22 protein-coding genes and 1 tRNA gene are annotated in these 23,734 nt (G+C 53.1%); 12 read left to right on the forward strand and 11 right to left on the reverse strand.

Annotated features, from left to right (window positions below; all coding sequences use genetic code 11):
• The first annotated feature begins 514 nt into the window (after positions 1 to 514).
• The 6 genes from C5Y96_RS00005 (at position 515) to C5Y96_RS00030 (ending at position 6,347) form a co-directional block, all read left to right on the forward strand.
• Positions 515 to 1,675, forward strand: coding sequence for a hypothetical protein (locus tag C5Y96_RS00005; protein ID WP_146115452.1), 1,161 nt, complete (start codon positions 515 to 517; stop codon positions 1,673 to 1,675).
• A gap of 18 nt (positions 1,676 to 1,693) precedes the next feature.
• Positions 1,694 to 3,034, forward strand: a complete 1,341-nt coding sequence (locus tag C5Y96_RS00010; RefSeq protein ID WP_105349500.1) for a hypothetical protein — start codon at positions 1,694 to 1,696, stop codon at positions 3,032 to 3,034.
• A 71-nt stretch (positions 3,035 to 3,105) separates the two neighbouring features.
• Entirely contained in the window at positions 3,106 to 5,133 is a 2,028-nt protein-coding gene (locus C5Y96_RS00015; RefSeq protein ID WP_105349501.1) for a type IV secretory system conjugative DNA transfer family protein, read from the forward strand.
• A gap of 31 nt (positions 5,134 to 5,164) precedes the next feature.
• Positions 5,165 to 5,575, forward strand: a complete 411-nt coding sequence (locus tag C5Y96_RS00020; RefSeq protein ID WP_105349502.1) for a hypothetical protein — start codon at positions 5,165 to 5,167, stop codon at positions 5,573 to 5,575.
• Between the two features lie 13 nt (positions 5,576 to 5,588).
• Entirely contained in the window at positions 5,589 to 6,017 is a 429-nt protein-coding gene (locus C5Y96_RS00025) for a hypothetical protein (RefSeq protein ID WP_105349503.1), read from the forward strand.
• 54 nt (positions 6,018 to 6,071) lie between these two features.
• Positions 6,072 to 6,347, forward strand: a complete 276-nt coding sequence (locus C5Y96_RS00030) for a helix-turn-helix domain-containing protein (RefSeq protein WP_105349504.1) — start codon at positions 6,072 to 6,074, stop codon at positions 6,345 to 6,347.
• Positions 6,348 to 7,124: 777 nt separating this feature from the next.
• Here C5Y96_RS00030 and C5Y96_RS00040 read toward each other — a convergent pair.
• From C5Y96_RS00040 to C5Y96_RS00060, 5 genes are all read right to left on the reverse strand, one after another.
• The gene (locus C5Y96_RS00040; RefSeq protein WP_105349506.1) at positions 7,125 to 7,877 is read right to left on the reverse strand and encodes an RHS repeat-associated core domain-containing protein; all 753 of its coding nucleotides are present in this window, start codon (positions 7,875 to 7,877) and stop codon (positions 7,125 to 7,127) included.
• A 21-nt stretch (positions 7,878 to 7,898) separates the two neighbouring features.
• Complete coding sequence (locus C5Y96_RS00045; protein WP_105349507.1) at positions 7,899 to 8,855, reverse strand: transglutaminase family protein; 957 nt, start codon at positions 8,853 to 8,855, stop codon at positions 7,899 to 7,901.
• Between the two features lie 149 nt (positions 8,856 to 9,004).
• Positions 9,005 to 10,141 (reverse strand): tyrosine-type recombinase/integrase, encoded by a 1,137-nt coding sequence (locus C5Y96_RS00050; RefSeq protein ID WP_158261010.1) that lies wholly within the window; start codon positions 10,139 to 10,141, stop codon positions 9,005 to 9,007.
• A gap of 213 nt (positions 10,142 to 10,354) precedes the next feature.
• A tRNA-Leu gene (locus tag C5Y96_RS00055) sits at positions 10,355 to 10,439 on the reverse strand.
• Between the two features lie 141 nt (positions 10,440 to 10,580).
• Positions 10,581 to 11,021 carry a BLUF domain-containing protein gene (locus C5Y96_RS00060; RefSeq protein ID WP_158261011.1) on the reverse strand — a complete coding sequence of 147 codons (441 nt, stop codon included), beginning with the start codon at positions 11,019 to 11,021 and terminating at the stop codon, positions 10,581 to 10,583.
• Positions 11,022 to 11,430: 409 nt separating this feature from the next.
• Here C5Y96_RS00060 and C5Y96_RS00065 point away from each other — a divergent pair, with 409 nt between their 5' ends.
• The gene (locus tag C5Y96_RS00065; protein ID WP_105349510.1) at positions 11,431 to 13,002 is read left to right on the forward strand and encodes a hypothetical protein; all 1,572 of its coding nucleotides are present in this window, start codon (positions 11,431 to 11,433) and stop codon (positions 13,000 to 13,002) included.
• A 160-nt stretch (positions 13,003 to 13,162) separates the two neighbouring features.
• Here C5Y96_RS00065 and C5Y96_RS00070 read toward each other — a convergent pair whose 3' ends face one another.
• The 3 genes from C5Y96_RS00070 to lpxA all read right to left on the reverse strand — a co-directional run bounded on the left by C5Y96_RS00070 (position 13,163) and on the right by lpxA (position 16,051).
• The gene (locus C5Y96_RS00070) at positions 13,163 to 14,479 is read right to left on the reverse strand and encodes a carbon-nitrogen hydrolase family protein (RefSeq protein ID WP_105349511.1); all 1,317 of its coding nucleotides are present in this window, start codon (positions 14,477 to 14,479) and stop codon (positions 13,163 to 13,165) included.
• Positions 14,480 to 14,572: 93 nt separating this feature from the next.
• Positions 14,573 to 15,118: a hypothetical protein gene (locus C5Y96_RS00075; protein ID WP_146115453.1), complete on the reverse strand. Its 546-nt coding sequence runs from the start codon at positions 15,116 to 15,118 to the stop codon at positions 14,573 to 14,575.
• Positions 15,119 to 15,181: 63 nt separating this feature from the next.
• Complete coding sequence (gene lpxA, locus C5Y96_RS00080; protein ID WP_158261012.1) at positions 15,182 to 16,051, reverse strand: acyl-ACP--UDP-N-acetylglucosamine O-acyltransferase; 870 nt, start codon at positions 16,049 to 16,051, stop codon at positions 15,182 to 15,184.
• A 284-nt stretch (positions 16,052 to 16,335) separates the two neighbouring features.
• On the opposite strand from lpxA, the gene C5Y96_RS00085 reads away from it, so the two are divergent.
• Positions 16,336 to 16,674, forward strand: coding sequence for a scaffolding protein (locus tag C5Y96_RS00085; RefSeq protein WP_105349514.1), 339 nt, complete (start codon positions 16,336 to 16,338; stop codon positions 16,672 to 16,674).
• A 115-nt stretch (positions 16,675 to 16,789) separates the two neighbouring features.
• Here C5Y96_RS00085 and C5Y96_RS00090 read toward each other — a convergent pair whose 3' ends face one another.
• Positions 16,790 to 17,674: an RAD55 family ATPase gene (locus C5Y96_RS00090; RefSeq protein ID WP_105349515.1), complete on the reverse strand. Its 885-nt coding sequence runs from the start codon at positions 17,672 to 17,674 to the stop codon at positions 16,790 to 16,792.
• Between the two features lie 147 nt (positions 17,675 to 17,821).
• Entirely contained in the window at positions 17,822 to 18,826 is a 1,005-nt protein-coding gene (locus tag C5Y96_RS00095; RefSeq protein ID WP_105349516.1) for an SMP-30/gluconolactonase/LRE family protein, read from the reverse strand.
• A gap of 415 nt (positions 18,827 to 19,241) precedes the next feature.
• Here C5Y96_RS00095 and C5Y96_RS00100 point away from each other — a divergent pair, with 415 nt between their 5' ends.
• From C5Y96_RS00100 to C5Y96_RS00115, 4 genes are all read left to right on the forward strand, one after another.
• Positions 19,242 to 20,000 (forward strand): hypothetical protein, encoded by a 759-nt coding sequence (locus C5Y96_RS00100; RefSeq protein ID WP_105349517.1) that lies wholly within the window; start codon positions 19,242 to 19,244, stop codon positions 19,998 to 20,000.
• Between the two features lie 123 nt (positions 20,001 to 20,123).
• Positions 20,124 to 20,801 carry a hypothetical protein gene (locus tag C5Y96_RS00105; RefSeq protein WP_146115454.1) on the forward strand — a complete coding sequence of 226 codons (678 nt, stop codon included), beginning with the start codon at positions 20,124 to 20,126 and terminating at the stop codon, positions 20,799 to 20,801.
• Complete coding sequence (locus C5Y96_RS00110) at positions 20,798 to 21,682, forward strand: hypothetical protein (protein ID WP_105349519.1); 885 nt, start codon at positions 20,798 to 20,800, stop codon at positions 21,680 to 21,682. The genes C5Y96_RS00105 and C5Y96_RS00110 overlap by 4 nt, the downstream gene beginning before the upstream one ends.
• Positions 21,679 to 22,455 (forward strand): hypothetical protein, encoded by a 777-nt coding sequence (locus C5Y96_RS00115; protein ID WP_105349520.1) that lies wholly within the window; start codon positions 21,679 to 21,681, stop codon positions 22,453 to 22,455. The genes C5Y96_RS00110 and C5Y96_RS00115 overlap by 4 nt, the downstream gene beginning before the upstream one ends.
• Here the strand turns inward: C5Y96_RS00115 and C5Y96_RS00120 are convergent.
• Positions 22,452 to 23,678 (reverse strand): multidrug effflux MFS transporter, encoded by a 1,227-nt coding sequence (locus C5Y96_RS00120; RefSeq protein WP_105349521.1) that lies wholly within the window; start codon positions 23,676 to 23,678, stop codon positions 22,452 to 22,454. The genes C5Y96_RS00115 and C5Y96_RS00120 overlap by 4 nt on opposite strands.
• Between the last annotated feature and the right edge of the window lie 56 nt (positions 23,679 to 23,734).

Here is a 23,734-nt window from a genome sequence, read left to right on the forward strand (position 1 = left end):
CGCAGACTTCGCGTCGCAGTGGCCTGCTTCCGTTCGGGCTACGCCCTCACTCCAGCAGCCCACTGCGATTCCTTTTACCCAATCCGAACTCTCATAACGGTGGGCCAGGTTTTTGGGGCATTTCAAATCTCCGTTTGGAGACATTTAACTAACTCCGTTACCGAGCCATGTTCTGACATTTGGTTCTCTCTCAGCTGAGACATTAAGGGCATTTCAGTCATTCCGAGATAGCATCGAAGCAACAAAATAATCGCATTCGTGCTTCCATCGTCAATATAGACGTACTTGTAATCCTCTAAAAATCAATTTGCTTGCTGGGGTTTCTAGGCGTCAACTTCGTCTGGTCAAGCAGATGGAAATAGAGCTCTCGCTGTAAAGCGTGTTCTAGCAATGAGTTCCGGTCACGTACTCAGGAGTTCTTGATTTTCTTTGTCGCAATCGGCGTTTCTTAAACATTAGTAAGGGCAAGAGTGATCGCGGGAAGACTTCCGTCTGTTGTGAGGAGGCCGCGATCATGACTCAGCCCTTAAAAAGTGAGATGGCAAACATGCAAATGAGCCTGCCACACGACGATGATTACCAGGAAGATCACAAGTATCTTCCTGGAACACCGACGGAGGATGTGTTCCAAAAAACTCTTCATTCTGTACCGAGAAACATCGAACAGATGTTTCAGTACCAGAACCTTCCTGTTGTCTACGCCGAGTGCGTTACGCAACCCCTGACTTCTCTTGAAATCGATCCTCAAACGGTACGTTCGTTTGTAGGGGTGAAGAACGCTGAAAGTCGTGTTATCCAGCACGCCTTTGCGACCTTGGACAGCGATGCCAGTCGAGCACACAAGCGAACTACGGCAGAGCAAGGTGTCAGGGTAATTCAGCAACGACTGCATCATGCTGAAAAAGACCGTCAACGCGAAGAAGAGGTACGAAATCACCGGCCACGCGTTGAGGAAGTTCTATCCACACAGATGGAATTGATTTGGGACCTAACCGTCATTCCGAAAGTAGCCAAAATCGCCGGGTGGGCCGGAGTGTTTGCACTGTCCTTTCTGGGCGAAATCAAGAACGCTACGTTCCTTGCGATGAGTTCGGGCTTCGGTTTCGAGGAAGATTGGCTGGGCGCTTTCTGTTTTGTCCTACCAACCGTTCTCGGGGCGTTCACGGTATTGAAATACCTCGAGCGAAATCTAACGGAACGCGGTCGCCAGAAATACATCATCGCCATGAACCGTGTGGCTTTGCCACTCTGCCTTGTCACCATGGTTCTCTTCGCATGGTCGCTTGGTGCCTCGCATTCCGAAGTCGATCTTTTTGCAGCGGAAGAAGCCGCAGATTGGACGCCGCCACTGCACTGGCTTTTTGGAGCGTCGATGATGCTGCTGGCCTTGATGACGGCGATGAGCGCTAGTTTGCTCAACGCGTCCGTCGTATCGCTATACCGGACAACAACTCGTCCGATTGTTCTCTATTCGGACACGACGAATGAAATGGCTCGCCTGGACGCCAATATCGCGACGTTGTCGTTTCTTCAGTCCAAGTTGCAAGCAGTCGTGACCCAACTGGACAAAGAGCGCCAGGCATTCGCAATGACATATTTGGCGGAATTAAAACGCCAGCATGCCGCACTGGCGGCAAAGCAGGCCCACCTCGGCACCGATCCACTTAACTCCTAATTCACAGGGAACAATCAAATGAAAAGCATGACTCGTACGCTTTGGATTCTTTCGTTCGCCTGGCTTGTCGCCGGTTGTGGTAGCGATCCACCGTCAAACTCGGAGTGGTATATCTTCATCGCGGATGGGATCGACGAACCAACTCGAAATGAAGCCGCTCACGGTTTCCAAAAATTGCTTGGCGAGACGGCATCGCCAGGCGATGTGATTCACTTTATCGCTGCTCCAAGCCAGCAGCCTGTTGCATCGCTTGTCGTCCCAGTCGGTGGGCGGAACACACGGCTACGACATTCGGATGTTCGCAGTCAACTACCGAAAATCAAGCTGCTGTTTGATGGCTCTGATGCGACCGGAAATGGCCAACTGGGCGTGCCCAGTGTGGCTTCAACGGTCAATTCTTTGCGAAGCACCCATTTTTCGCCGCGTGTCATCCTCGTGGGAGACGTGCTCTACGATGATCCGCACCAGCAAGGGTGGAAGATGAGTGGTGGCTATGTGCCGCAAGATGGATCGCTTAATAATCCTGTTTGTCCCTTTCACGCCGCTTCTGATTTCCCGAAGAACACGACAATTGCCTGGCTCTCGCCAAGCGAATCCTGGGGCGAAGGAGAGAGGCATCGCTCTGCCGTTAAACGCTTCTATCAACTCTTTGCTCAGGCGAAGGGTGCGCAACTCTCACGGATCACGGCAGGTGGAGATGTCGCGTTCAAGGCGTACGAGCATTCAATCACAAAGCTCGTTGCCAAAGATGATGGCAACCAGATGGAATTCGTCGGCCAAAAGACCGCCAGAACGGTACGAGTCCCTCACCAAGATCTTGTCAAAGTCAAAGTCGATTCAAGTGTCGTTGCCGCGCCAGACGAACCTGAGATCGCTCCTCCGGGACCAGAGCTTCCTCCCGCGATGGAAGAACATCTGAGAGAAGTGGAAGGCGATTTAGAAACGATTACCGTAGCAATCGATTGGTTCTCAGAAGACCCCCATTGTGACATGGATGTCTACGGCATCACGCGAGGTCATGACGAGGAAATCAGTTTCAGAAATATGCGAACCGAATACGGAAACATAAAGAAAGATGTTCGCACCCCCTCGTGGATTCAAGACGACATGGCTCACATGCTTCACTGGGAGGTGTTGACCGTTAAGAACGATCGCCTATCGGACTTATCGGTTTACCTGAACTGTTATCAAGGGACCAAGCCAGCCACGGTTCGGGTTGTTTGTATCTGGAAAGGCATTCGCCGCCAGAAAATCTACCGAATCGAAGGACCTGGCGATGGAGCGAAAGATATCGACAAGCGTGACCTGAGCCCGGCCTGGAAAAAGGTTGTCTGGGATAAAAGCTGGGAGCGGATCTAGGAAACCGTTCTCAGCACGTGGTTAATCGGACGTATGGTCTAAATCGATATCTGATTGGGAAACCCTTCATCATGAAAAGTCTCCTTAGGCATTACGGTTTCCGGCGGATTGCGGCCCACCTCATTGGGTTGGTGGTGGGCTGCGGAAGCTTTGTGCTACTTGAGTACCTGCCATCTGATGACCGGTGGTGGACCCATCCCGAAATGATAGTTGTGGACGGTCTTCAGGATGGAATGATGAGGGTGGTCCTTGTCGCTTGGCTCTACATCTTCGTACGGCCATGGATGGCTAAGCGAGGATGGTTCGGGCAAACCGTAAATCTCGTCGTGCTTGTGGCTTTGCCGTATTTCATATGGGGACTTATCGAATGTGCCCACGCGGCAATGATTGCCGTCGAATTATCTTGGAGTTCCTTGGAAGCTGTTGCCATCGAGCTTCTCCAAAAACTTGCTGTTCCGATGGTCGTGATTTGGATACCACAGATCTGGCTAGAAATATGTGAGCAACTCAAGGCCACGCCCTTCTTGCGGAGATGGTTTCAAGCACATCGCGGCCATATCGCCTCTTGGATTCTTGCCGTACATTTCCGACAGTTTATTCGCCCTCTTCCCTCGAATCCGGATGCTTATGCCGGTCAATTGGGAAAAGGGATATTTGTTGGGCGAACACTGTTCGAAGATGACGGTATCGGAGGACAAGAGGTATTCATTTACGACAACGCGCATTCTGTGGTTTGTGCCGCCACAGGGGGAGGAAAGCATATTACCCATGAAGCCCATCTTGCCAGCTTGCACCAAGGGAGTGGCATTTTTATCTCGCCGAAGCCATCTCTTGCCGATTTGACTCTAGGGCGTCGAGTCGATCCACGTATCTTCTTGGAAGGGCGTTTCGCGGAACACGAACGTGGCATCAACCCTGCGGGAATCAGTCAATGTCGTTATCACATCCCCAACAGTCGAGCCTTCGTTCTTGGCAGTAATCAATCGGTCTATCCCGCCTGTCGTTATGGCTTTCTGAATGATATCGATTTCACCAAGGATAGTGCTTGGTCCAGGCTAATGGCCTTGGCTCGTGGAAGTTTTCCAGACCGTCCCAAGAACTGTTCAACCGATCCATGGTTCGTACTCACGGCGAGAACTCTCTTTGCGTCGGTATGTGGCTACGTTTGCCTGACTGATCCCAATCCAGCACACCGAACTTTGCCCTGGATTGCGGAGCGTACATTAGGGATTGATCCCAAGACCGGGATTGCCAGCCCCAAGTATTTTGAATCGCTCCTGAAGCAGATCCTTCAGTGCAATGGTATGAATGGTCTTCTGCAAACGGGGGCCAGTAATATCTACAACTTGGGCGAAAAGGCTTTTGGCTCGATCTTTTCCGAAACTGCGAATGGTCTTTCATGGATGCTCGACAGCACCTGGCGAAAGCAACTTTCGGGAAGTGATTTTAGCTTTCATTGGGTAGGTGAGGAGGAGTCGCCAGTCACGGTCTATATCATTCCGCGTCAAGGACGAGCCGCGTTTCAAGAAGACATTCCTTGGCTACGAACGATTTCAGAGATGAGTCTAGAAATCCTTGCCAATAAGGAACCAGTTCCAAAGACGCCTACATTGTTCGTCGGTGACGAATATCGACAGTGGGGTGAGGACATTTCTGCCGTGAAGTACGGTTTTGTGATCCTTCGATCGAGCAATGTCAAGTTGGTCTTGTACGTCCAGTCACATTCCCAATTAATTGAGATGTTTGGTGAACATGGCGCTGCGGAAATCGAATCATCCTCGACCATGACTTACTTCGCGGTGAACGACATTCTCACAGCAGAACGTATCAGTCGTCGTCTTGGCAAACATTCCTTTGACAACGGTCGTGGTGGGATTCAAGCAACTGATGTGCTCACTCCTGCTGAAGTGAGTAATCAGCTACGTCTGACAAGTCCGCTTGCATTCACATTTCCTGCGGGTGCAGCCCCGATGCGACTGGAGCGAGTTGCTTTCAAGCCTCTTCGGCTAAACGACGGAGGTCGCTATAACGCTTTGCCCTTGGATGGGCATTTTGATGACGGACTTACACGTGAGTCATTCTACGGGACCATTTCCTAACAACCTTCCCTTTTATTTTCAGGAGAATGAAATGAGTGGACTCGATAACACACCCGGTATGGGTGACGAATTCAAGAAAGCCAATCAGAAAGAGAAGCCCCTTGAACATGATGCGATCGACTGGGAGTTGACTGAAGAGCCGGAAATCGAGCCTTCTGAGCTTCATCCAACGCTTGAATTCAGGCCAGGCGGACAGCTTGAACGTGACGTGCATGCCGAGATCGATGAGGCCGCTCGCCGATCGATCATTGAAGCTCAGGAGCGGGGGCGTCAAGAAGAGCCTGAGTTTGAAACGATGCGGGAGGAATGGGACGAAGTCTCTTCAAGAGAATACGAAGACTTCTGTGCGGAACGTGACTGGGACGCTTACCAGAATCGCCTGGAAGATGATCGGGCAGAGCGTTTCAATCGCGAAAGCTCCGAGCACGATCATGAACACTAGATTGGAGCCAGCTATGAACGAAGTCATCCAACGTATTGAACAACAACTAAGAAACCAATTCGATGAGTTGCGAACTCAAGAAGACCAACTCAAGGAGCAATTGTTAGATGTTCAGGAAGTTCGGGAGCAGTTGGGAGTAACATTGACCGAACTTAAATCCAAAGCACTCCGGCGTCAGCGGCGAAAGCAAAAATGTTCTCATGATGAAGTTCGTGGCATTATCAAAGCGGTCTTGGCAGACGGAAAGAGTCTGGAAACAAGTGAGCTTCAGGAGAGCGTGAAGGACCAAATTAAGAATTGTGGCAATTCAATCAACGGCTTCGCGCGAGTCTTTAAGGCAATACTCAAAACGAGCCTTGTTGTGGAAGTCGCGCCAGGTGTCGTTCGCCTACAGGACAACGCCGACTTAGCCATCCCTCATGCAGATGTCACTGAAAGATAGTTCAACCATTTCAGATCCATGCGGAATTGTTCTCATCCACGATTGAGGTTAATCATGAACGAAATCATTGCACGACTAGAACGAATTGAAAGCCTTCTGTTCGACCTTTCTTCTGAACGTGTACGGAAGGAGTATTACACCATATCTGAGGTCGCGCAGATCGTAGGACGATCTGAGTACACTGTTCGGGAGTGGGCCAGGCATCATCGCATTCTCGCCGAAAAGAGCCGCGTTGGCTGTGGTAATTCGACTGAATGGCGAGTGAGCCATGAGGAACTGACCCGCATTCAGAACGAAGGGCCGCTTCCTATCCGAAAGCAAATTGGGTAGCCGCACAGTTCTCCGACGAAAGAACGAACAAAAGCAGGCAGGTAAGACAAGTACCTGCTGGGAAAGTGATGTGAGGTGCAATCGCCCCAGTCCGCTTTTCTTTCCTCATAGCTATTCTCGTTTTTTCCAGACAAGCTTGCACTTAGGGTTTCGCGCACGAAATTCAACTAACTGAGCTTCAGTTAGTTCGGTATTGCCTAAGTCTAAGTATTCAAACTGGTCCATAGACAAAAGGGTTTCAATTGAATACACCGACAGGTTAGTATCTCCAACAGAAAGACTCTTGAGCTCCGTAAGTTTAGCTAACTCCCACGTACACTTCGAAGTGTACCTGTCTCCGAAATAAGACAAGGATACGATGCGGCCATTCCGGTCCATCTCCCAATCCCATTCAAATCCGCCGACCACCATTAATCGGTCTAAGGTATCGGAGTCACCCCTCGCTAAGTATGACTTTAAAGCTAGAGTGGTGAATCCGACCGCCGCAATGAGTATCAGCATGTGCCATAATCGGAAACGAATTAAGAAGCGACGAATCATGTTCGAATTATCTGGCCAATCTTCGCACTATAAGGACATGTTTAACGGCTAAAACTTGAAGGCTCAAAGGAGACGGCAATCCCCAAAGCCAAAAAGTGGTTCATTTCGGCATTAGAATCGATCACGGCTTGCCTTGCCTTTCCGAGCATGGAAGACCAAGGATGGTTTGCTACAAATGTCGATCGCGTTCGTCAATCTATGCTTACAAAGTTTATGCAAAAAATGTTTGGACTGCACCTATTTATTGTCGCCAGGTTTAACGCCGATCGAAAGCGCAATTGAGAAGTTTTGGGGAGGTATTGCACCATGGTATCCTGGAAGAATCTTAATTCCTGGATAGTTTTTAAGTTGAAACCAATTGTTGTCATCAATTGAATTTGGAGTATCAAAAGGCGTTAACACGTTAAAAAACTCTTGTTTTTCAGTAGTATGCTTACCCTCTTGGTCCTTTTTCAGTTTGAAGGTCGACCATTTCGATGTTCGGACACGGGCTATGCGGTCCACCAATGTCAACCGACATAATATGGCTTCCATGTTCATAGGATCTGGAATTGCCTCTCTGACAATCCACACTTCTCGAATGCTTGTGAGTGTTAATTCTATCTCTCTAACGCTCGTCCTCGTGCCCTGAGTAATCTCCTGTTTTGTGACCGATGGATTAAAGCCGTCTTCACCTCTTTGTATTTCAGGGCCCAGGACAATATCGTTCTCCTTTAGATGGCCCCATTTACTACGATCTAGAGGGAGTAGTTTGGTTTTTCTAACTTTAAGATCGATGTTTGTTTTATTCTTAGGGTATCCGATCGAATACCAAAACTCTTTGGAGTAGGTCACCTCGCTTGTTGTTTCTTCGAAAAAACCTACTTGCAATCCACTGGGGTCGGTTGAATCTAGGGACGCGTTTTTAACATACCGAGCAAGATTCTCATCCCCTGCTTCAAATCCAATCGGGTCTTCACTAATCCAACGGCCAATGGTGGGATCGAACATGGAACTGATCTCCGTTAACGATTAAAAGTCTTCCAATGCGGCATCCGTATCCCGGTCCGCCCAACTCTTCATAATGAATTCGTATTGCTTTCGAGCTTGTGGGAACGATCTCTTTTCCCACCACGCTGCAGGACGCTTTGTGTTCCCGCCCTGGCGACGGTAAACGACGTTCAATAAGTTTCCCGCACCATCGATTTCATGGAACATCGCTCGCGACTCAATCGACGCCATGAGCGTTGCTACTGCGGAATGTCCACGGTAATTGGGATCGTCCGGATCGGTGCGTTGAGCTTCTTGATAACTGGCTAGTGAGTCGGTGAAGCGGCGGTTATCTGTCAGGCAATGGCCACGCAGTGCAAAGAACGCCGCGTTTTCCTGTTCTTCATTCATATTGCGTAACAGGTAGGTCGCCTGAGTATCTTGATGGGTCATTGCTTTGGGCCAACGATGGTAATGCCGATCATCAAGTGCCCGAAAGCCTGGCGATGTTGTCTCAATGTTGAAACGGTCTGAACAATCTTCCCACCGAACAAAAGTATGGCCAATTGACTTGACCAAGTAGAGAGGATATCCAAGGCAGCGTCCAACAACGGTAAAGAGCACGGGAAGGGAATTGCAGGTGCCTCGCCGTTCGTAAATCACTCCATGCAAAAACAGACGCTGTGAGTCATCGAACAGGGCATCGTCTTCAAGTGGAATCTCTTTCCATGTTTGGTCGTAGCCGATGCCCAGGTCTCTTTGCAAATACGTTGTCAGGCAGAGCATACGAAAGCGAGCTTCTGTTTCCTCGAATTGTTCTGGGCTGCTCTGGAAGCGTGGCATCAATCGCAGGGTGAATTTTTCGACTTGATGAGCCCATTCCGCGAGTTCTTCAAGGCACTCATCAATATCAAGCATCTCGGCTCCCGGCAATTCAACCGCGCAACTGAGATTTCGCTTAGCCAGTGAAAGTCCATGCTGAAGAGCTTGAGCGTCCATGGTAACCGTCGATTATCCTGATGAGATCCCCTATAGGGCTAGTGACTGCCCCCTGGTACACGCCTTGATAACCGGACGGAGGGGGAATTGCAACCAATTTGGTCGTATTTGCCAATATTGGGCAGTCGCCGAAAGCACCGCGATTCTCTTCAACCGAAAACCGATTGGATTGCGGCCTGTTTCACATCAGGCAGAAGGTGACGATAGCGTCGTCGAATCTCTTCGCTCGTGTGTCCTACAAATTCATCGATCAATCGCTGGTCGACGCCCTGTGATGCCAGGTTGCTGATAAAGCTGTGGCGGAAACAGTGCCATCCTCGGAGCACTTTCCATTTGCTGCTTTGCAGCGTGCGGTTGAAATGGTCTTGGGCTTCGTCGCCGGTGATGGGACGAACATTCGATTTTCGCGTCCGGCTCCGGGCCATCTCTCCAAAGCAAAACGTGTGCCCTCCTCCTGGATGATGGTTTTCAAGCCAATCGTCCAGTGCCGTTCTCAGCCGCCCGGAAATCGGGACGCGGCGTGTCGATTCCTGTCCCTTCCTTCGCTTCTTCTCGCGAATCAGCAGCGTATCCCGCTGAATGTCGCCGATTTGCGAACGCAGTATTTCGCTACGGCGTGCCCCGGTATGAGCCGCTATCACGAACATCGGGTAAATGAACGGATGCCGGGCCTGCTCTTGGACAAAATTGAGGATCTCTTCAGTCTCCTCGACGCGAAGGTAGAGACAATCCCAGTAGGCTTTCGCCTCGACTTCTTCCATACCTTGCACCAAGGGCTCAATCTCGTCCCAGGTTTGAAACGGAGGATGTTCAACTGTCTTTGGCATTCGTAACCCCTTGTTGGGGAACGAGCCTGATACAAGCTTGTGGTCGATTGCCCAGTTCCAGACGACGCGGAATGTAGCGATCTCCTTCTTGATCGTCGTTGCTCCGACCTTCTTGCCACGTTGGCCGTCATCTTGGCTACGTGCTCGGACGTAGCCCTGCAGATCGCTCAGGGAGAGTCTTAGAATGTCTAGTTTGCCGCCCAACTTATTGACCAAGTGCCGCTGATGGATTTTCATCGTCGCGAGCGTATTGTTCTCCAGGGAGTTTTCGGGGATCTCCTGGAAGAATTTTTCGAATAGCTCGCTAAGCGTCAGACGAAGAAGCTGCGGTTTTTGATTAATGCGACCATCAGATAACAGGAAGGTGGCGACATCGGCATCATCAGGCACGACGAGCCGCCCTGCTTCCACCAGCCGCAGGTTTTCTTCTAGGCGGGACAGTCTGGATCGAGCTTCCAACTCGCTGCTCGTCTTGAGCGAACGAGAGAATTTTAACCCTCCGAAACGGAAAATAACCGCGTACTTTTTACCCCGTAATTCGAGCGATGCCATGGCAGTCCCCTGTGAGCGAAATGTTGTCCACAAAACGTCCGCAATTGGGCGTCAGGATGCTGCAAGCGCATGAAAAAAGGCTTGCGTTGAATTCTACGCAAACCCTTATGGTGTAAGTAGTGCCGAAGAGAGGACTTGAACCTCCACGGGGTTAACCCCCACTAGGACCTGAACCTAGCGCGTCTGCCAATTCCGCCACTTCGGCCTGTGTTCTCAGGTGGAAACAGCTATTTATGCCTCGGGATGGTTCTTTTTTCAAGGACCCCAGGGGGCAAAAAATGGTCTGTCTTCCCAGATTTGCCTGAAAAACCAATTCAACCCGTCTAGAACAACGTTCTATGGGAATTTAAACCGCTTTCAGATGGTTCTGCCGAGCCGAAATATTCGCCACCAGGGCTTTAATCAGGGCCACGATATTCTCCTGGCCGTACAGCTTCGGGTCCATGTGAAACAGCGAATGTTCCAGGACATTTTCTAAATCGACACGCCGCAGGTCGCTACGGTTCAGGTACCGCATGTTCCAGTCGGGGAAAATGCGTTCGTCATATTCGCCGAGCTCGACGGTGTTGACCACATCGTGGCGGCTGTCTTTCTCGATGACCTCCATCAGGTCCAAAACAATCTGCCGCTCTCCTTCGAGATACTGAAAGAAGACGCCGTGGTCGTAACACAGGTAGCCTGTAATTTCCAGAGCGGCGTTCTTCGAGGCGGCGTGACGGGCTAATCCTTCGAGATCAAGTTCGGCACTATCGATGGTACTATAACTCGCATAGGCAAGCGCAAACACGTGGAGAATCCCTTTCTTGGTTTCGGCGGTTATCTTATCCGCCGACGGTGTCCCCTTCTGTCCCCATCTTCATGACGATGCATTGGGATTACAAGCAAATTCACCAATCCACATGCGTTGTTCCTTATGGCAGGGCAAGCTGGGGCTCTTGCTTTGATGTGGATGGCAAGCTGCATCGAAACGAGCCACAGGAAGGATATTCTGCTAGCTCGGGGAGATCTCGCTAGCAAAAACTTTGGTCTGTCTCTCAGCGATTAGCGAATGCCCAATTTTATTCTCTGGCATCCCTCCGGGGAAACTAGTTAACATAGAAGTTCATCGATTCCATCGATTTCCCTTCGCGACTCCCTCCCCTAAATGCATGCATAGCGGTGCGTGCATTCCTGCATAATCCCCCTCCGAGCTTCGCATGTTACGCCGCCGTGCCCATTGGGTCATGATCCTCGCTTCGTTGCTTTTGGCCTTGGTTCTGCGTGCCGTCCTTTCGGCGCAGGGCCTGCCGACTCAGCCTTCGGATGTGCATCATCCCTTTGGCATTCAAGTCATTGACGAAGCGACCGGTCGCGGCGTGCCCCTGGTAGAACTTCGCACGACTAACGAGATTCGCCTGGTCACCGACAATGCCGGATGGGTTGCTGTCGACGAGCCAGGGCTGATGGGTCAGAAGGTCTACTTCTCGATCGATTCGCACGGCTACGAGTTTCCCGCCGATGGCTTCGGCAACCGTGGCCGAGCGTTAGAAGTGCGGCCTGGTGAGACGGTCCAGCTAAAGATCAAGCGGAATAACATTGCCCAGCGGCTCTATCGCGTGACCGGCCAGGGGCAGTTTCACCATTCAACTCGCTTGGGCCTGCCGACCCCTTGGCGTCATCCGAATATGAACGCCCAGGTGATGGGGCAGGACTCGACCCAGGCCGTTGTCTTAGGAGATCGAATCCTATGGACATGGGGAGACACGGCGCGTGTATCGTATCCCCTGGGTAACTTTGCTACCTCTGGGGCCTGGTCGGAACTGCCCAACCGTGGCGGCATGGATCCGTCGATTGGGATCGGTCAAACCTACATGGTCGACGACAGCGGCTTCAGCAAACCGATGTTCAAAAATGACATCGGTGGAACAGTCATTTGGATGCACGGCATCTTCACTCTCGAAGACAACCAGGGGCAGACCCGCGCGGTCACGCATTACTCGGTACGCGAAGGACTAGGCAAAGAGCATCGCAGCGGCATCGCCGTATTCAACGAAGATAAGGAACTGTTCCAGCAGATCAACCAGTTTTCGCCAGACTCTCGACTGTATCCTCAGGGGCAAACCTTTCGGCATACCGACAACGGCCAGGCATACATTTACTTCGCGACTCCCTACCCAATCCTGCGTGTGCCGGCCAATTGGGATGCAGTGTTCGATCCAAAGCAGTATGAAGCCTGGACATGCCTGGAAGAGGGGACCACGTTCGACACGTGCAGCCCGCGACTTGTTCGCGATGCCAACGGCAAGCTCGACTATGCCTGGCGTAAGGATACCGATCTGGTCGACGCCCAGCGGCAGCGTCAACTTGAACAGGCAGGGCACATTGAAGCCGGGGAAGGTTGGCTTCAAACGATCGATATTGACAAGGGACGCAAGATTACGCTCCATCGCGGTTCGGTGCGATGGAACGACTATCTCGAATGCTGGGTGATGATCGCCAACGAGATCTACGGCGAAGAATCGAACCTGGGGGAAGTCTATTTCCTCACCTCCAAGTCAATCCCAGGCACCTGGGAAAAGGCGAAGAAGATTGTCACGCACGACAAGTACACCTTCTACAATCCAGTGCACCACGACTTCCTTGATCAGGCCGATGGAAAGCTGATCTATTTCGACGGCACCTACACCAAGCAGTTCTCTGCCACTCAGGTCGCGACACCACGGTACGACTACAATACGATGATGTACCAGCTCGACCTCTCAGACGACCGATTGAACTCTGTTGAATAGTTGGTTGGATGTGTTGCGTGTCTTTGCTCTCTTAATGAGCCTCGTTTCAATCGCTGGCAAGTCACCCTCGGAAGTGTGTACTTATTGCGTAAATTGCGGCAAAACAAGGCGTTCTGAAGCCAATTACCGGTTGCCACTGCCCGCCTCAGTCTTCGACGTTTTAAGGAGGAAGAATATTGCCAGGCCGTTCGTGGCGTAGCCGGGGGCGAAACTGTCCCATGTTGGCTCGCCACAGGTACGGTTGGGCGAGGTCGACTTCCGCGATGACCACCGTGTCTTCCGCAGTGGCCCTGGTGCGAAGCGTTCCCGAGAGATCCCACACGCCAGACTGCATCCAGTCATCGTTAATCGAATACGACGCCGTTACCAGGTAAACCTGGTTCTCGATGCAGCGTGCTTTGGCCAGGTTCGGATCGCCCCCCATGATCGGCATGGCGATGATCTCGGCCCCATTGGCCGCCAGGCCGCGAGCTACTTCGGGCATGTGCACGTCGAAACAGATCATCATGCCGATCTTTCCGAGCGGTGTGTCGAACACCGGGAAACTATCGCCAGGAGCGACCCCTTTGCGGTACTCGTCCCGCGCCAGGCACACTTTGCGATACTTGCCGACCAGCTTGCCATCAGGCCCGACCAGCACCGCCGTGTTGAAGATCTTGTACTCAGATTTTTCGTAAATCGAAGTCACCAGGTACATGTCATACTTGGCCGCCAATTCACCGAGACGATTGGTTGTCGGACCGGGAATCGGTTCGGCAACCTCTTCAAACGAATCAGGTCTGCCAACCGCTGTCAGCACTTCTCCAAGTACCGCAAGGTCCGCCTTCTGATCAGATGCTTCAGCAAGATGTGGTTCGCATTGAGCGAGAGATTCAAGCGATGACTTGCTGTTGCGAGGGCGATAGTTGATCGCCGCCAGGCGGACCTTCCGAGCCTTCGGCGGATCGGCCTTCTGCAGCGAAACATCACTCCATACCACGCGGCTTTCCGGTGACCAGCGAAGCTGCAGCTTCACGACCCCCTTGGTGGCCGACTTGGGTGCTGGGAAAGTCCCTGTGAACCGCGTCCAGCCAGCCTCATCAGGCTCGGCGGCCGCCGCGTAATACGGGCGAGACTGATCGCCGGACTCATACTTTACGACCTGATCCTTTTCGTTGGTGAACCACACTTCCGCATACACACCGCGCCGAGGCTCACTCACTTCCGAGAGGTTGGCAGCGACCGAAAGCTGGTAGTACTGCCCCCCTTCAATCGGCAATTCACACTTCCACGCACCGTCGAGAGCATCCCGCTGATCATGAACGATGACATACCCAGGCTGCCCGTCGAGGCCACCTTGCTTGTCGATTTGGAACTCAGGACGAATCTCGTCGCGCGGGCTGTAGGGCTTCCACAACGCGGTCGAGCACTCCTCGGCCTGGACCAGGCTTACCGTAAGGAACGACACGAGAACAAACGCACAGGAAGGAATTCGCATAGCCAGGTCCAGGCAGGAAGGGTCTCGTTGGGGAGGTGATGTTACGAGATATCTTTGCCAGTCTACCGCTATGCCAGGGGCGTTTCAAGAAAATTAAAACGGGTGATAGATCGGCTTGGCGTCGCGGATGCTGACGGTTTTCGAGTCCTGGTCGTTGCTATAACTGCCAATCGTGGTCCATAGCAGCACGGCTGAGAACAACGTGAGATAGACCCCCAAGGTTGTCACGCTCCAGAAGAGGAAATAGCCTCCCAACCTCGGCGGTATATTGGGAATCGAAGCTTGAACCAGCAGGTCGTATGCTAATGCGCCCAGCAGAAAGCCCAGGAATCCGGCGGTCAGCCATAGGGGAATTTGCAGGATGAATGCCACGATCAACGCGGCAAACTGGTCTTCCCATGGCAGCGGCAGATTGCGACTTTGGCGAGTAATATTAACCCACGCATGGATCAGGCTCGGTAGTATCCAAAGCAGATAAATCGCCAGAGCCAGCAGTGGTATGGCCAGGAAGAGTAAGAAGCAGAAGAAGATGGCCAAGAACGCGGCGAAGATGAAGCCGGAGTAGCCGTTGTTTTCCTGCGATTGATCGTTGAGATTCGACATCGCTTTGGGCATCCGCTGGGCCAATTCCAAACGCAAAAAGGGTGAGATGCTTATGTACTCACCCTATCACGCATACGATGTCAAAACAACGAACTTGACTTAACCAGCACGGCGGCTTGCGTCGCTGGTGTTGTCTTCGCCATTCGACAGAACACGAAGTTGCGGACGGCTGACGTCCACACCGCGGCCACGGCTGCGGGCCTGGATAAAGCCGCGTTCGCTTTCGGCCAGGAAGTCGGCGAAGTGAACCGCTGGGCTCATCGGGAATTCGCGTCGAACGCGTTCCAGGGCTTCCCGATTGGTCAGGTTCGAGCGGAAGATGATGCGGTAGGCCCGCTTCAATTCCGAAAGCTGTTCTGGCGAGAATCCGCTTCGTTTCAGGCCGATGATGTTCAGTCCCACCACCAGGCTGCTGCAGCCATCGACGGTGACATACGGGGCGACGTCTTGCACGACGTGTGCCTGACCGCCGACCATAGCGTTGCGGCCAATGCGGCAGAACTGGTGCACAGCAACGGCACCACTGACGTAGGCTCGGTCTTCGATAACGACGTGACCGCCCAGCATTACGTTGTTAGTGATAATGGTGTTGTTGCCGATGATCGTGTCGTGGCCGACGTGGGCTTGAACCATCAGCAGATTGTTATCACCGATGACCGTATCCTTGCCGGGTGCTAAGCCACGGTGGATGGTGGTGAATTCTCGGATGACGTTGCCCGTACCGATGATCACGTCACCCAAGTCGCTGCCTGCACGTAGGTGCTGCGGAGGCCCGCCGATGACGGCATGTTCGTGGACTTTATTGTTGGCCCCAAGTCGGGTGCCTTGTTTGATCGAGACAAAGGAATTCAGCTGACAGCCATCCCCAACCTTGGTGTTTTCTTCAACGACACAGAATGGGCCGATCGTGACGTTTTCGCCAATTTCCGCCGATGGATGAACGATTGCGGAAGGGTGGATCTGAGTCACAGCAAATCCTTTTGCTGAAGGTCGAAGATGGGTATCGATGATTCGCAGCCGCGGGAAAGGGCCTTCCTGGCCGCATTTCTTTGCGCTTTGGCATTCCTAGATACGATTATCGGTAAAACCTGTCCACCCCGATCGATCGAAACTGTCGATTTGCGCGGGAGTTCCCGCAATCGGAATCGCTAGCACCGCCAGCAGGCAGGGTCGTGTCAAACAGGGTAATCCTCCCTATAATCTGGGGACGTTCCCGAACCCATTTTGCGTCTTTTACCAATGATTGCGAGACCATGTCCGATACGTCTGCCCTGTACAAAGAAGGCGAAAAGCTTCGAGACGAAGGTAAATATGCCGAAGCCGTCGAGAAATTCAAAGCGGTTTTGGCAGCAAAGCCTGAACATGTCCTGTCGCATATGGCCTTGGCGGTGACCTACGGGAATCTGAACGACTTCGAGAATGCCTGCTACCACGCCGAGATGGCCTGTCAGTTGGAGCCGACCGAACCGTTCAACTTCACGGCCCTTAGCGTGACCTACCAAAAGGCCTTCGAGGCAACCCGCGATCCGAAGTACATCGAGAAGGCCGAACAGGCCAAGCATCACTCCGATGTCTCGCGCGGTGGCATGTAATTCATCTTGTTCCCTCTCCACCGTCTGTGGGGGAGAGGGCTAGGGTGAGGGGGCATCTCGCCGGTTTGCCCAAGATGCACGGCTTGGGTTCAGGTCCTTCAGGGAACCGGGATTTTTACCCGTCGATCTGAATCCCAGCATCGTCGATGTGGTATGGGATAATCTCATCGGTCGCGGCGCTGCCGCGGTGTTTGCTAATATACATGGCTCGGCGGATCTTGGTGCCTTCGAGCATCTTGCCCATGTAAATGACGGTGTTCGCACCGCTGATCAAATCCCCTTCGTCCAGATTGCGGGAGATCAGGTGCTCGAGCATGGCTTCTTTGGACGTCTGCAGCATCATGCAGCCGATCGATTGGCTGTCGTAGTTGTGCTTCTCGGCCGCTTCGCTGTTGCGGCGAAATGCCTGGCGAAAGAGATCGCGTGCGACCCACATCGGGTCTTTGCGGAGCACCTGGTGATAGACGTACTCGAATAGCTCGATCTGAATCGACTCGGCCGGTACGTCGACTGGCTCCAGCCCGTCGATCACCACGCGGCGGCAACCTCGCGTGAAATTGCCGTACAGGTAGCCGATTGTGGTCGCCAGCTTCTCGTTGATTTGCTTCTGCCAATGGCCCAGTTCGTCCCAGTCCATCTCGCGGCGCGAGACTCGTTTGCCTTGGTAGTCGAACACATGCAGCATCTCGCCGTGCGTCAGGTCCGACTCGAAGAAGTTCTCCAGGTCAGGCTGCTTATGCGAGTCGGCTTCGATCGGTGCCCAGCCGAACATTCGCTCGGCGTACTCGACATGGCTCTGCGAGTCTCCCCGCGTGCTCATGTCGAAGAAGATCCCCTTGTGGTTGTCGGCTTCCTGCCCGGCGTGGGCGAAGTGAACTCCCATTTGCGTCTTGCCAATGCCGGTCGCACCGATCACTAGCGTCAGCGTGCCAGGAATCAGGCCTCCTCCGAGGTGCTCATCCAGCTTGGGAATTCCAGTCGTTTGTCGTGCTGCAGACATAGTACTTCGTCAAAGGGACATGGCTTCTAGGATCATCGTTAGCCATCAATCGTGACACGATGGCCGCTAAAAGAAAAGATGGCTATCACCTTACCAAGGTGTAGCCATCTTACGGATTTTCTATTGAGGGGAACGAGGCGAAACTGATTACTTCGACCCGATCAGGCCCTTCGCGTTCGTCTTCACCCGGCACAGGTACATGTCGGCCGTCAGGTACAGCGTGCCGTCCGGGCCGAAGGCGCAGTTGGCGGTGCGTTCGCCGGTGCTGATGCGACCCAGCAGCTTGCCTTCTGGGGTGAAGACCAGCACGCCGCCTGGACCGGTTGCCCAGACGTTGCCGTTGGTGTCGACCTTCATGCCGTCACTACCACCTGGACGCTTGCCACGCCACTGTTTCGCGTCGTAGAACATTTTGCTTTCGCCCAGCGTGCCATCTTCCTTCACTGGGAACGCTTTCCAGTGGCACTCTTGCGAGTCCGCCACGTACAGGGTCTTTTCATCCGGTGAGAAAGCAATGCCGTTGGGGCGAGGGCATTCCTTGGTCAACAGCGTCAGCTTGCCATCTTTGCCCAAGCGATAAACGCCGCAGTAATCGAGGTCGGCTTCCTTCCCGTTCAATCCGCCTGGCAGGCCGTACGGAGGATCGGTGAAGTAGAGGTCGCCGTTGGAGTGATAAACCAAGTCGTTCGGGCTGTTCAGGCGTTTCCCTTCGTAGTGCGAGACCAGCACCTTGCGTTCGCCGTCGATCATCTGCGTGATGTTGCGATCGCCATGGCAGCACATCGTCAGGTGCCCTTCCGGAGAGATCGCCAGGCCGTTGGTGCCAGGCTCTTGCCCTTCAAACTTGGGCATCCCGGTGTACCCGGCAGGCTGCATGAAAACATCGGTCCCGTGCCCAGGCTTGTACTTCACGATCCGGTTATTGGGGATGTCGCTGAACAGCAGGAAACCCTTGGGCATCCAGACCGGTCCTTCCGACCACTCGAACCCATCAGCCAGCACTTCGATTTTGGCATCTTTGGGAACCAACTCATCAAACGCAGGGTCAAGCCGTTCGATCTCGCCAATCGTTTTTTTAACATCATCAGCTATGGCCGTGGCAGCCATCGCCGCACAGGTCAGCAAAGTTAGTGCCAGGGAGGAAACACGCATGGGGGAAGCTCCGAATATGGGATGGGTTGATTATGGAGAGGGAGTTGGAAAAACGTTTATCCTAACTTGCCGGGACGCGCGAGGCAATTCGCCACGAAGTGTTTGGTTTTTCCGTGATCTGTTGGTTAGACTGGCCGCATGGATACCGAGCACCCCCACGACGAACGCCCACGCTTCGATCCTTCTCGTCTGGAATATCAGAGGGTGCGGTTCTCGATTGGTAGCATGATCTTCTGGATCACGATCATCTGTCTGGGCTTGGCACTGGGAAACGCAGGAGCAAGCATTTTTCTACGCTTGAACGGCGAGGGCTAAATGCCGCGCCTGGGTCGTCCATTTTTCTTACAAGATTGCTAGTGCCACGATACCGCAAAAATGATGGTCTCGACCAAACACGTGGGGTAGACTGAGCCCCATGAATAGCGATCCGCTTTTCCAAACCGATCAGGCACAGCCTGACCCGCAAGTGAGAGAGTTGCACAAGCCGCAGCAACTCTTTCGCAATGCATGGAACTTCTCGTTTAAGACATTCTTGGTTGTGATGGTCTTTGCAACGCTGTTGGTATCGCATGTTTGGACGTCGAAGAAGTTGTCGGATGCCGAACGGAACCTGCGAGAGGTTCGCCAGGATTTCAAATTGCTCGATGTACAGGATCCGAGCCAGATTTACCAATTGACCATGGCGAAGCAATTGCCGTTTTATATCCAAAAGCGAGTTTATCTCCCGCCAGGGCGTAACTATCAGTTTTGTCTATCACTCGATGGAGACGTCTATTTGGACGATGACTCGGCGAAGTGGCGAGTGCTACTGGAGCCCGGTACCGGGATTCTCACATTTCGAGTCGTCCAGAAAACGAATGGATTGTTTCAAGGAGAATTGACCACCGATTGGTCAAGCTCTCAATCAGGCGTCGTTCCAACACGCCGTGTTTCGACGCACGATTTTAACGCAAGTCGAGGGGCTATTTCCCAGTTCTATTGGCGGACTATTCATCGGCTGGTGGTCGAATCGCCAGACGATTACGTGATCAGCCATATCGAACGAGATGCAAACCACTTCCAAGGCCCTTACGATCCAACGAAAAACGCCAACCTTTTCTCCATGGGACTTCGGCATGAGGATGGCCGCACGGAGGGGCTGGAATTATGGATCGAACCGGTACCGCTTCCGTAAGTAAATCAGCAACACGCATCATGCAGGATACTTCGTATGGATACGACTGAACCCTTGCAGCAACCGCCTGCCAGGCAAACCAGGAAATGGGGGTTCCGATTTTCGATTGGGACAATGATCTTGGTGACCGCCCTTGTTGCAATCGTTCTTTCGCACGCGATGACTTCTCGACAGTTAATGGTTGTCGAAGAGGATGCACGTCGTGCGTATGCTGCCGCTGGGATGTTTCATATTCCCAATGACGAGCGTGTGTATGTTCGTTCGATCAGTCAACCACTACTGCATGTCTGGCAGTGGCGTATCCAGGTACCCCCTGGCAAGTCGTATCTTGTCTGCCTAAGTGAAGTCGTGCCGCGTGACGGTTATCCGCCTGAGTCGTGGCCGTTGGAACTGATGCCGGGCGACAACCTGCTCAATATTCAACTGGTACGCAGTGAACTAGGAACATGGAAAGCTTTACGATTTATTGATTGGAAGCAGGACGACCAACAGCAAAACGCCCAGCGAAGATTTGACTCGCGCGAACTGAATTTCGAAGGTGCCAAGTGGCTGGAAGTGGGCAAATATGGCTTTCCACCAATCACCAACCCCAATGTTCCCTGGCTGGGAGACGTGGACGGCAAAGCAGTGACTTTCCCGCACAGCGTTTTACCTGCGGATTTGACCTGTGAAGCTCCGCTCGACGAACAGCAATTTCAATTGTTCCGTCTAGTCGATCTACAGCGTCCCACGCCTGACAATCAAGGGAACGAAGGCCTTTTGATTTGGATTGAAGAAGTCAAAGGAGCCGTCCAGCCGTGAGCGATTCAAATAGTACGAAGGAGAACCGCGTGGATCATCAAGAGATCTCGCCGCTTCGTTTTCGCTTTTCGATTCTCACCATCCTGCTGGTAACGGCGATCGTAGGACTTTCGCTGGCGTATTTTCAGTCGCAGTGGCAGCTTGCCGATCGTAATGCTCAACTGAAGCAGATGCGACGCGATTATCAGCTGCTGGATGTTATAGACAAAAGCAAAATTTACGTTCGCCCCTTAAAAGTGCCTGCCGATAACATGTGGCAATGGCGGGTCCATCTGCCGGAGGGGAGCACCTATCAAATCAAAAATAACTATGACAGCATTCCACCCAAAACACCCAAGCCTGCAGCGCGTTCGTCCCTGACCCTTTCGCCGGGCACCTACGTGATCACGCAGATGTTCGTCTTCGATCCCACGCTCGCTTTGCCCCAGTGGAGATTTCTTCTAGCGGTCGATAATCCCTATGTGAGTTTGCAGGCGGGGGGCAGTGTGTCTCGTGAAGATGTCCCGTGGCTTGAGGCCCGAGGTCTTCCTTCCGGAGAATACACTTTGCCTGGTGAAAGCAATAACCAACCAGGACGAAAGGTTGGCATGGTAGTAGATAACAACCTTTATATAAACCTGCGTACTGCAACGATATCGGACATCGATTACGAGCCAGATGAAGAAGTCCCGCTACTCCTCTGGAAAGTCGACGAGCCTCTCTCTCCCGCAGACCAAGAGCCCGTCGATTACCTGCCGCTGGAAGTTTTTCGATTATGGATCGAACGCGAGCCGCAGCCAGATGGTTCAGCGAATCTACTTCCATGTCCGCTCATCCGTCAGAAGGTCTTAGGCGATGACTTGCAGTCGATGTTTTGTTGGCATGAGGAACTCGATCAATGACCGCTTCCGAGCAGCATGGTGCTGATGTCCCGCCTTCGCGAAAAAAGTCATGGGGTATTCGCTTCTCGTTGCTCTCGATGATTCTCTTGATTACGGTCGTGGCTCTCTCGATCTCTAATTGGCAGAAATCCCAGCAGCTTTCTCGGTTAAAAGTGCGAACCGAACAGCTCTCGCAGGCACTAGGGATTCCTCTAGTCACCGACTCAACTAAAGTCACGGCGATCGGTGTGCCGGTGTTGGCAAACGCCTCTTGGGAATGGCACGTCGTGATTCCCGAAGGGAAGGAATACGACCTATTCGTGGCCTTCACGCATCTTCCCGCGGAGGGTCTTCCTGAAGATCCCATCCACGTTGAATCACTCACCAACGGCGAAGTTCGAATCAATCTTTCGATTGAACCGGAAGTGGACTTGCCTACTACCGTAACAGTACGCGGCCGCTACGTTGTGCCAGCCCAGGCCGTGCAAACGATGCTGTATCATGGACTATCGCCACGCGAGGCCTCATGGCTGCTTCATTATGGCGGCGAGTCTCGTGCGGTTGCTCGACACGACGGGGGCCCGAAGTGGTATTGCACGCGAAACGAAGGTCTGATCCAGGACCCCGAGTACGTGGTGACTACATTCGATCCGGACGAAGCGATCGTTCTCCGTCGCACGCGGGTTTACCCGGTAGAGGATCCAACCAGCGACGACGACGCACCCAGGACGTGCGCGGGAATGATGGTGTGGCTGGCTCCTAAAGTGCCCGAAGACGAGACGGCCAATCCTTAGACACTCTTCTCGCCCAGACAAAGTTCTTCGCTTGGTTCTGGCTTGGGAAACGCCCAATTCGCGGTGATGCCTGCGGCAATCGCGGCCAGGGCAATCGTCACAGCCATGGGAATCGCGGTTCCGTTAGCAGTCAGGCCAATCACGAGCGCCGCGATCGTACCGAAGCCGAACTGGCAGGCACCCATCAGCGCGGCGGCGGTGCCGGAGATCTTGCCCTGGGATTCCAACGCCATCACACCGCACAGGGGCAAGACGAAGCCGATCGATGTGATGATCACAAACAGCAAGACTGGCAGCAGCACGACGTTCATTTCGCCAGCCAGCTCTAGCGAAAGGAGTGTCACGGCGGCCAGGATGTAGGTGGCCAGCGCCCTGCGGATGATGGTTTCGGCACTGAAACGCCCCAGCAGTCGCGTACCACTCTGAGCACCAATCATCAGTCCAACCGCATTCGATGCAAAGATGCAGCTGAAAAGGGTTGGCGAAATGCCATGGATGTTGATGAACGCGAACGACGAACCGGTCAGGTAGGCGTAAATGCCTGCCTGAGCAAAGGCCATTGTTGCCACATACGGCATGTACTGCCGACTAACCAGTAGCGAGCCGTAGTTCTTCAGGGCAGCGATCGGGTGACTGGAAGTTCGCTGATGCGGCAGGCGGGTTTCCGGCATCAGCGTCATCACGAGCACGATGCAACCAACCCCAAACAGCGCGAGAAACACAAAGATCCATCGCCAGGAAGCGAACATCAAAATAGCCGAGCCCATCAAGGGACCCAGAATTGGGGCCAGCCCCAGCACCAGCATCATCATGGCGACCAGTTTGGCGGCGGTCGGCCCGGTGTAAAGATCGCGTACGACGGCCATGCCAGCGACACGGCCAATCGCCCCGCCCAGTCCTTGGACGAAACGCAGCGCGAGGAGTTGTTCCCCATTTTGCACGAATGCACACCCCAGCGACGCGACGATAAACAGCAGCAGGCCACCCACGATCATCGGCTTACGCCCGACACGATCGGAAAGGGGGCCATAGAATAACTGTCCCATCATCAGCCCGGCCAGGAAGGTCATCAGGCTGAACTGGACGACCCCTTCGCTGATACCCAGTTCGGACGTGATTTGCGGCATGCCTGGCAGGTATAAGTCGATCGCCAAGGGGCCAACCGCCCCTAGAATTCCCAAGATGGGAGCGATCAACCAGGGGTGAATTTGCCGCGAGGCCATGGTGCTTCCTGCGATTTAAAGTCAGCGTGTACGATTTTTTTTCTTGAACTTTGTTA

This window comes from Blastopirellula marina (assembly GCF_002967715.1).
Lineage (GTDB): Bacteria > Planctomycetota > Planctomycetia > Pirellulales > Pirellulaceae > Bremerella > Bremerella marina_B.

Excerpts from the sequence above, each read along its gene's own strand:
- C5Y96_RS00005 (WP_146115452.1), top strand. The coding sequence starts at position 515 with ATGACTCAGCCCTTAAAAAGTGAGATGGCAAACATGCAAATGAGCCTG.
- C5Y96_RS00010 (WP_105349500.1), top strand. The coding sequence starts at position 1,694 with ATGAAAAGCATGACTCGTACGCTTTGGATTCTTTCGTTCGCCTGGCTT.
- C5Y96_RS00015 (WP_105349501.1), top strand. The coding sequence starts at position 3,106 with ATGAAAAGTCTCCTTAGGCATTACGGTTTCCGGCGGATTGCGGCCCAC.
- C5Y96_RS00020 (WP_105349502.1), top strand. The coding sequence starts at position 5,165 with ATGAGTGGACTCGATAACACACCCGGTATGGGTGACGAATTCAAGAAA.
- C5Y96_RS00025 (WP_105349503.1), top strand. The coding sequence starts at position 5,589 with ATGAACGAAGTCATCCAACGTATTGAACAACAACTAAGAAACCAATTC.
- C5Y96_RS00030 (WP_105349504.1), top strand. The coding sequence starts at position 6,072 with ATGAACGAAATCATTGCACGACTAGAACGAATTGAAAGCCTTCTGTTC.
- C5Y96_RS00040 (WP_105349506.1), bottom strand. The coding sequence starts at position 7,877 with ATGTTCGATCCCACCATTGGCCGTTGGATTAGTGAAGACCCGATTGGA.
- C5Y96_RS00045 (WP_105349507.1), bottom strand. The coding sequence starts at position 8,855 with ATGGACGCTCAAGCTCTTCAGCATGGACTTTCACTGGCTAAGCGAAAT.
- C5Y96_RS00065 (WP_105349510.1), top strand. The coding sequence starts at position 11,431 with ATGTTACGCCGCCGTGCCCATTGGGTCATGATCCTCGCTTCGTTGCTT.
- C5Y96_RS00070 (WP_105349511.1), bottom strand. The coding sequence starts at position 14,479 with ATGCGAATTCCTTCCTGTGCGTTTGTTCTCGTGTCGTTCCTTACGGTA.
- C5Y96_RS00085 (WP_105349514.1), top strand. The coding sequence starts at position 16,336 with ATGTCCGATACGTCTGCCCTGTACAAAGAAGGCGAAAAGCTTCGAGAC.
- C5Y96_RS00090 (WP_105349515.1), bottom strand. The coding sequence starts at position 17,674 with ATGTCTGCAGCACGACAAACGACTGGAATTCCCAAGCTGGATGAGCAC.
- C5Y96_RS00095 (WP_105349516.1), bottom strand. The coding sequence starts at position 18,826 with ATGCGTGTTTCCTCCCTGGCACTAACTTTGCTGACCTGTGCGGCGATG.
- C5Y96_RS00100 (WP_105349517.1), top strand. The coding sequence starts at position 19,242 with ATGAATAGCGATCCGCTTTTCCAAACCGATCAGGCACAGCCTGACCCG.
- C5Y96_RS00115 (WP_105349520.1), top strand. The coding sequence starts at position 21,679 with ATGACCGCTTCCGAGCAGCATGGTGCTGATGTCCCGCCTTCGCGAAAA.
- C5Y96_RS00120 (WP_105349521.1), bottom strand. The coding sequence starts at position 23,678 with ATGGCCTCGCGGCAAATTCACCCCTGGTTGATCGCTCCCATCTTGGGA.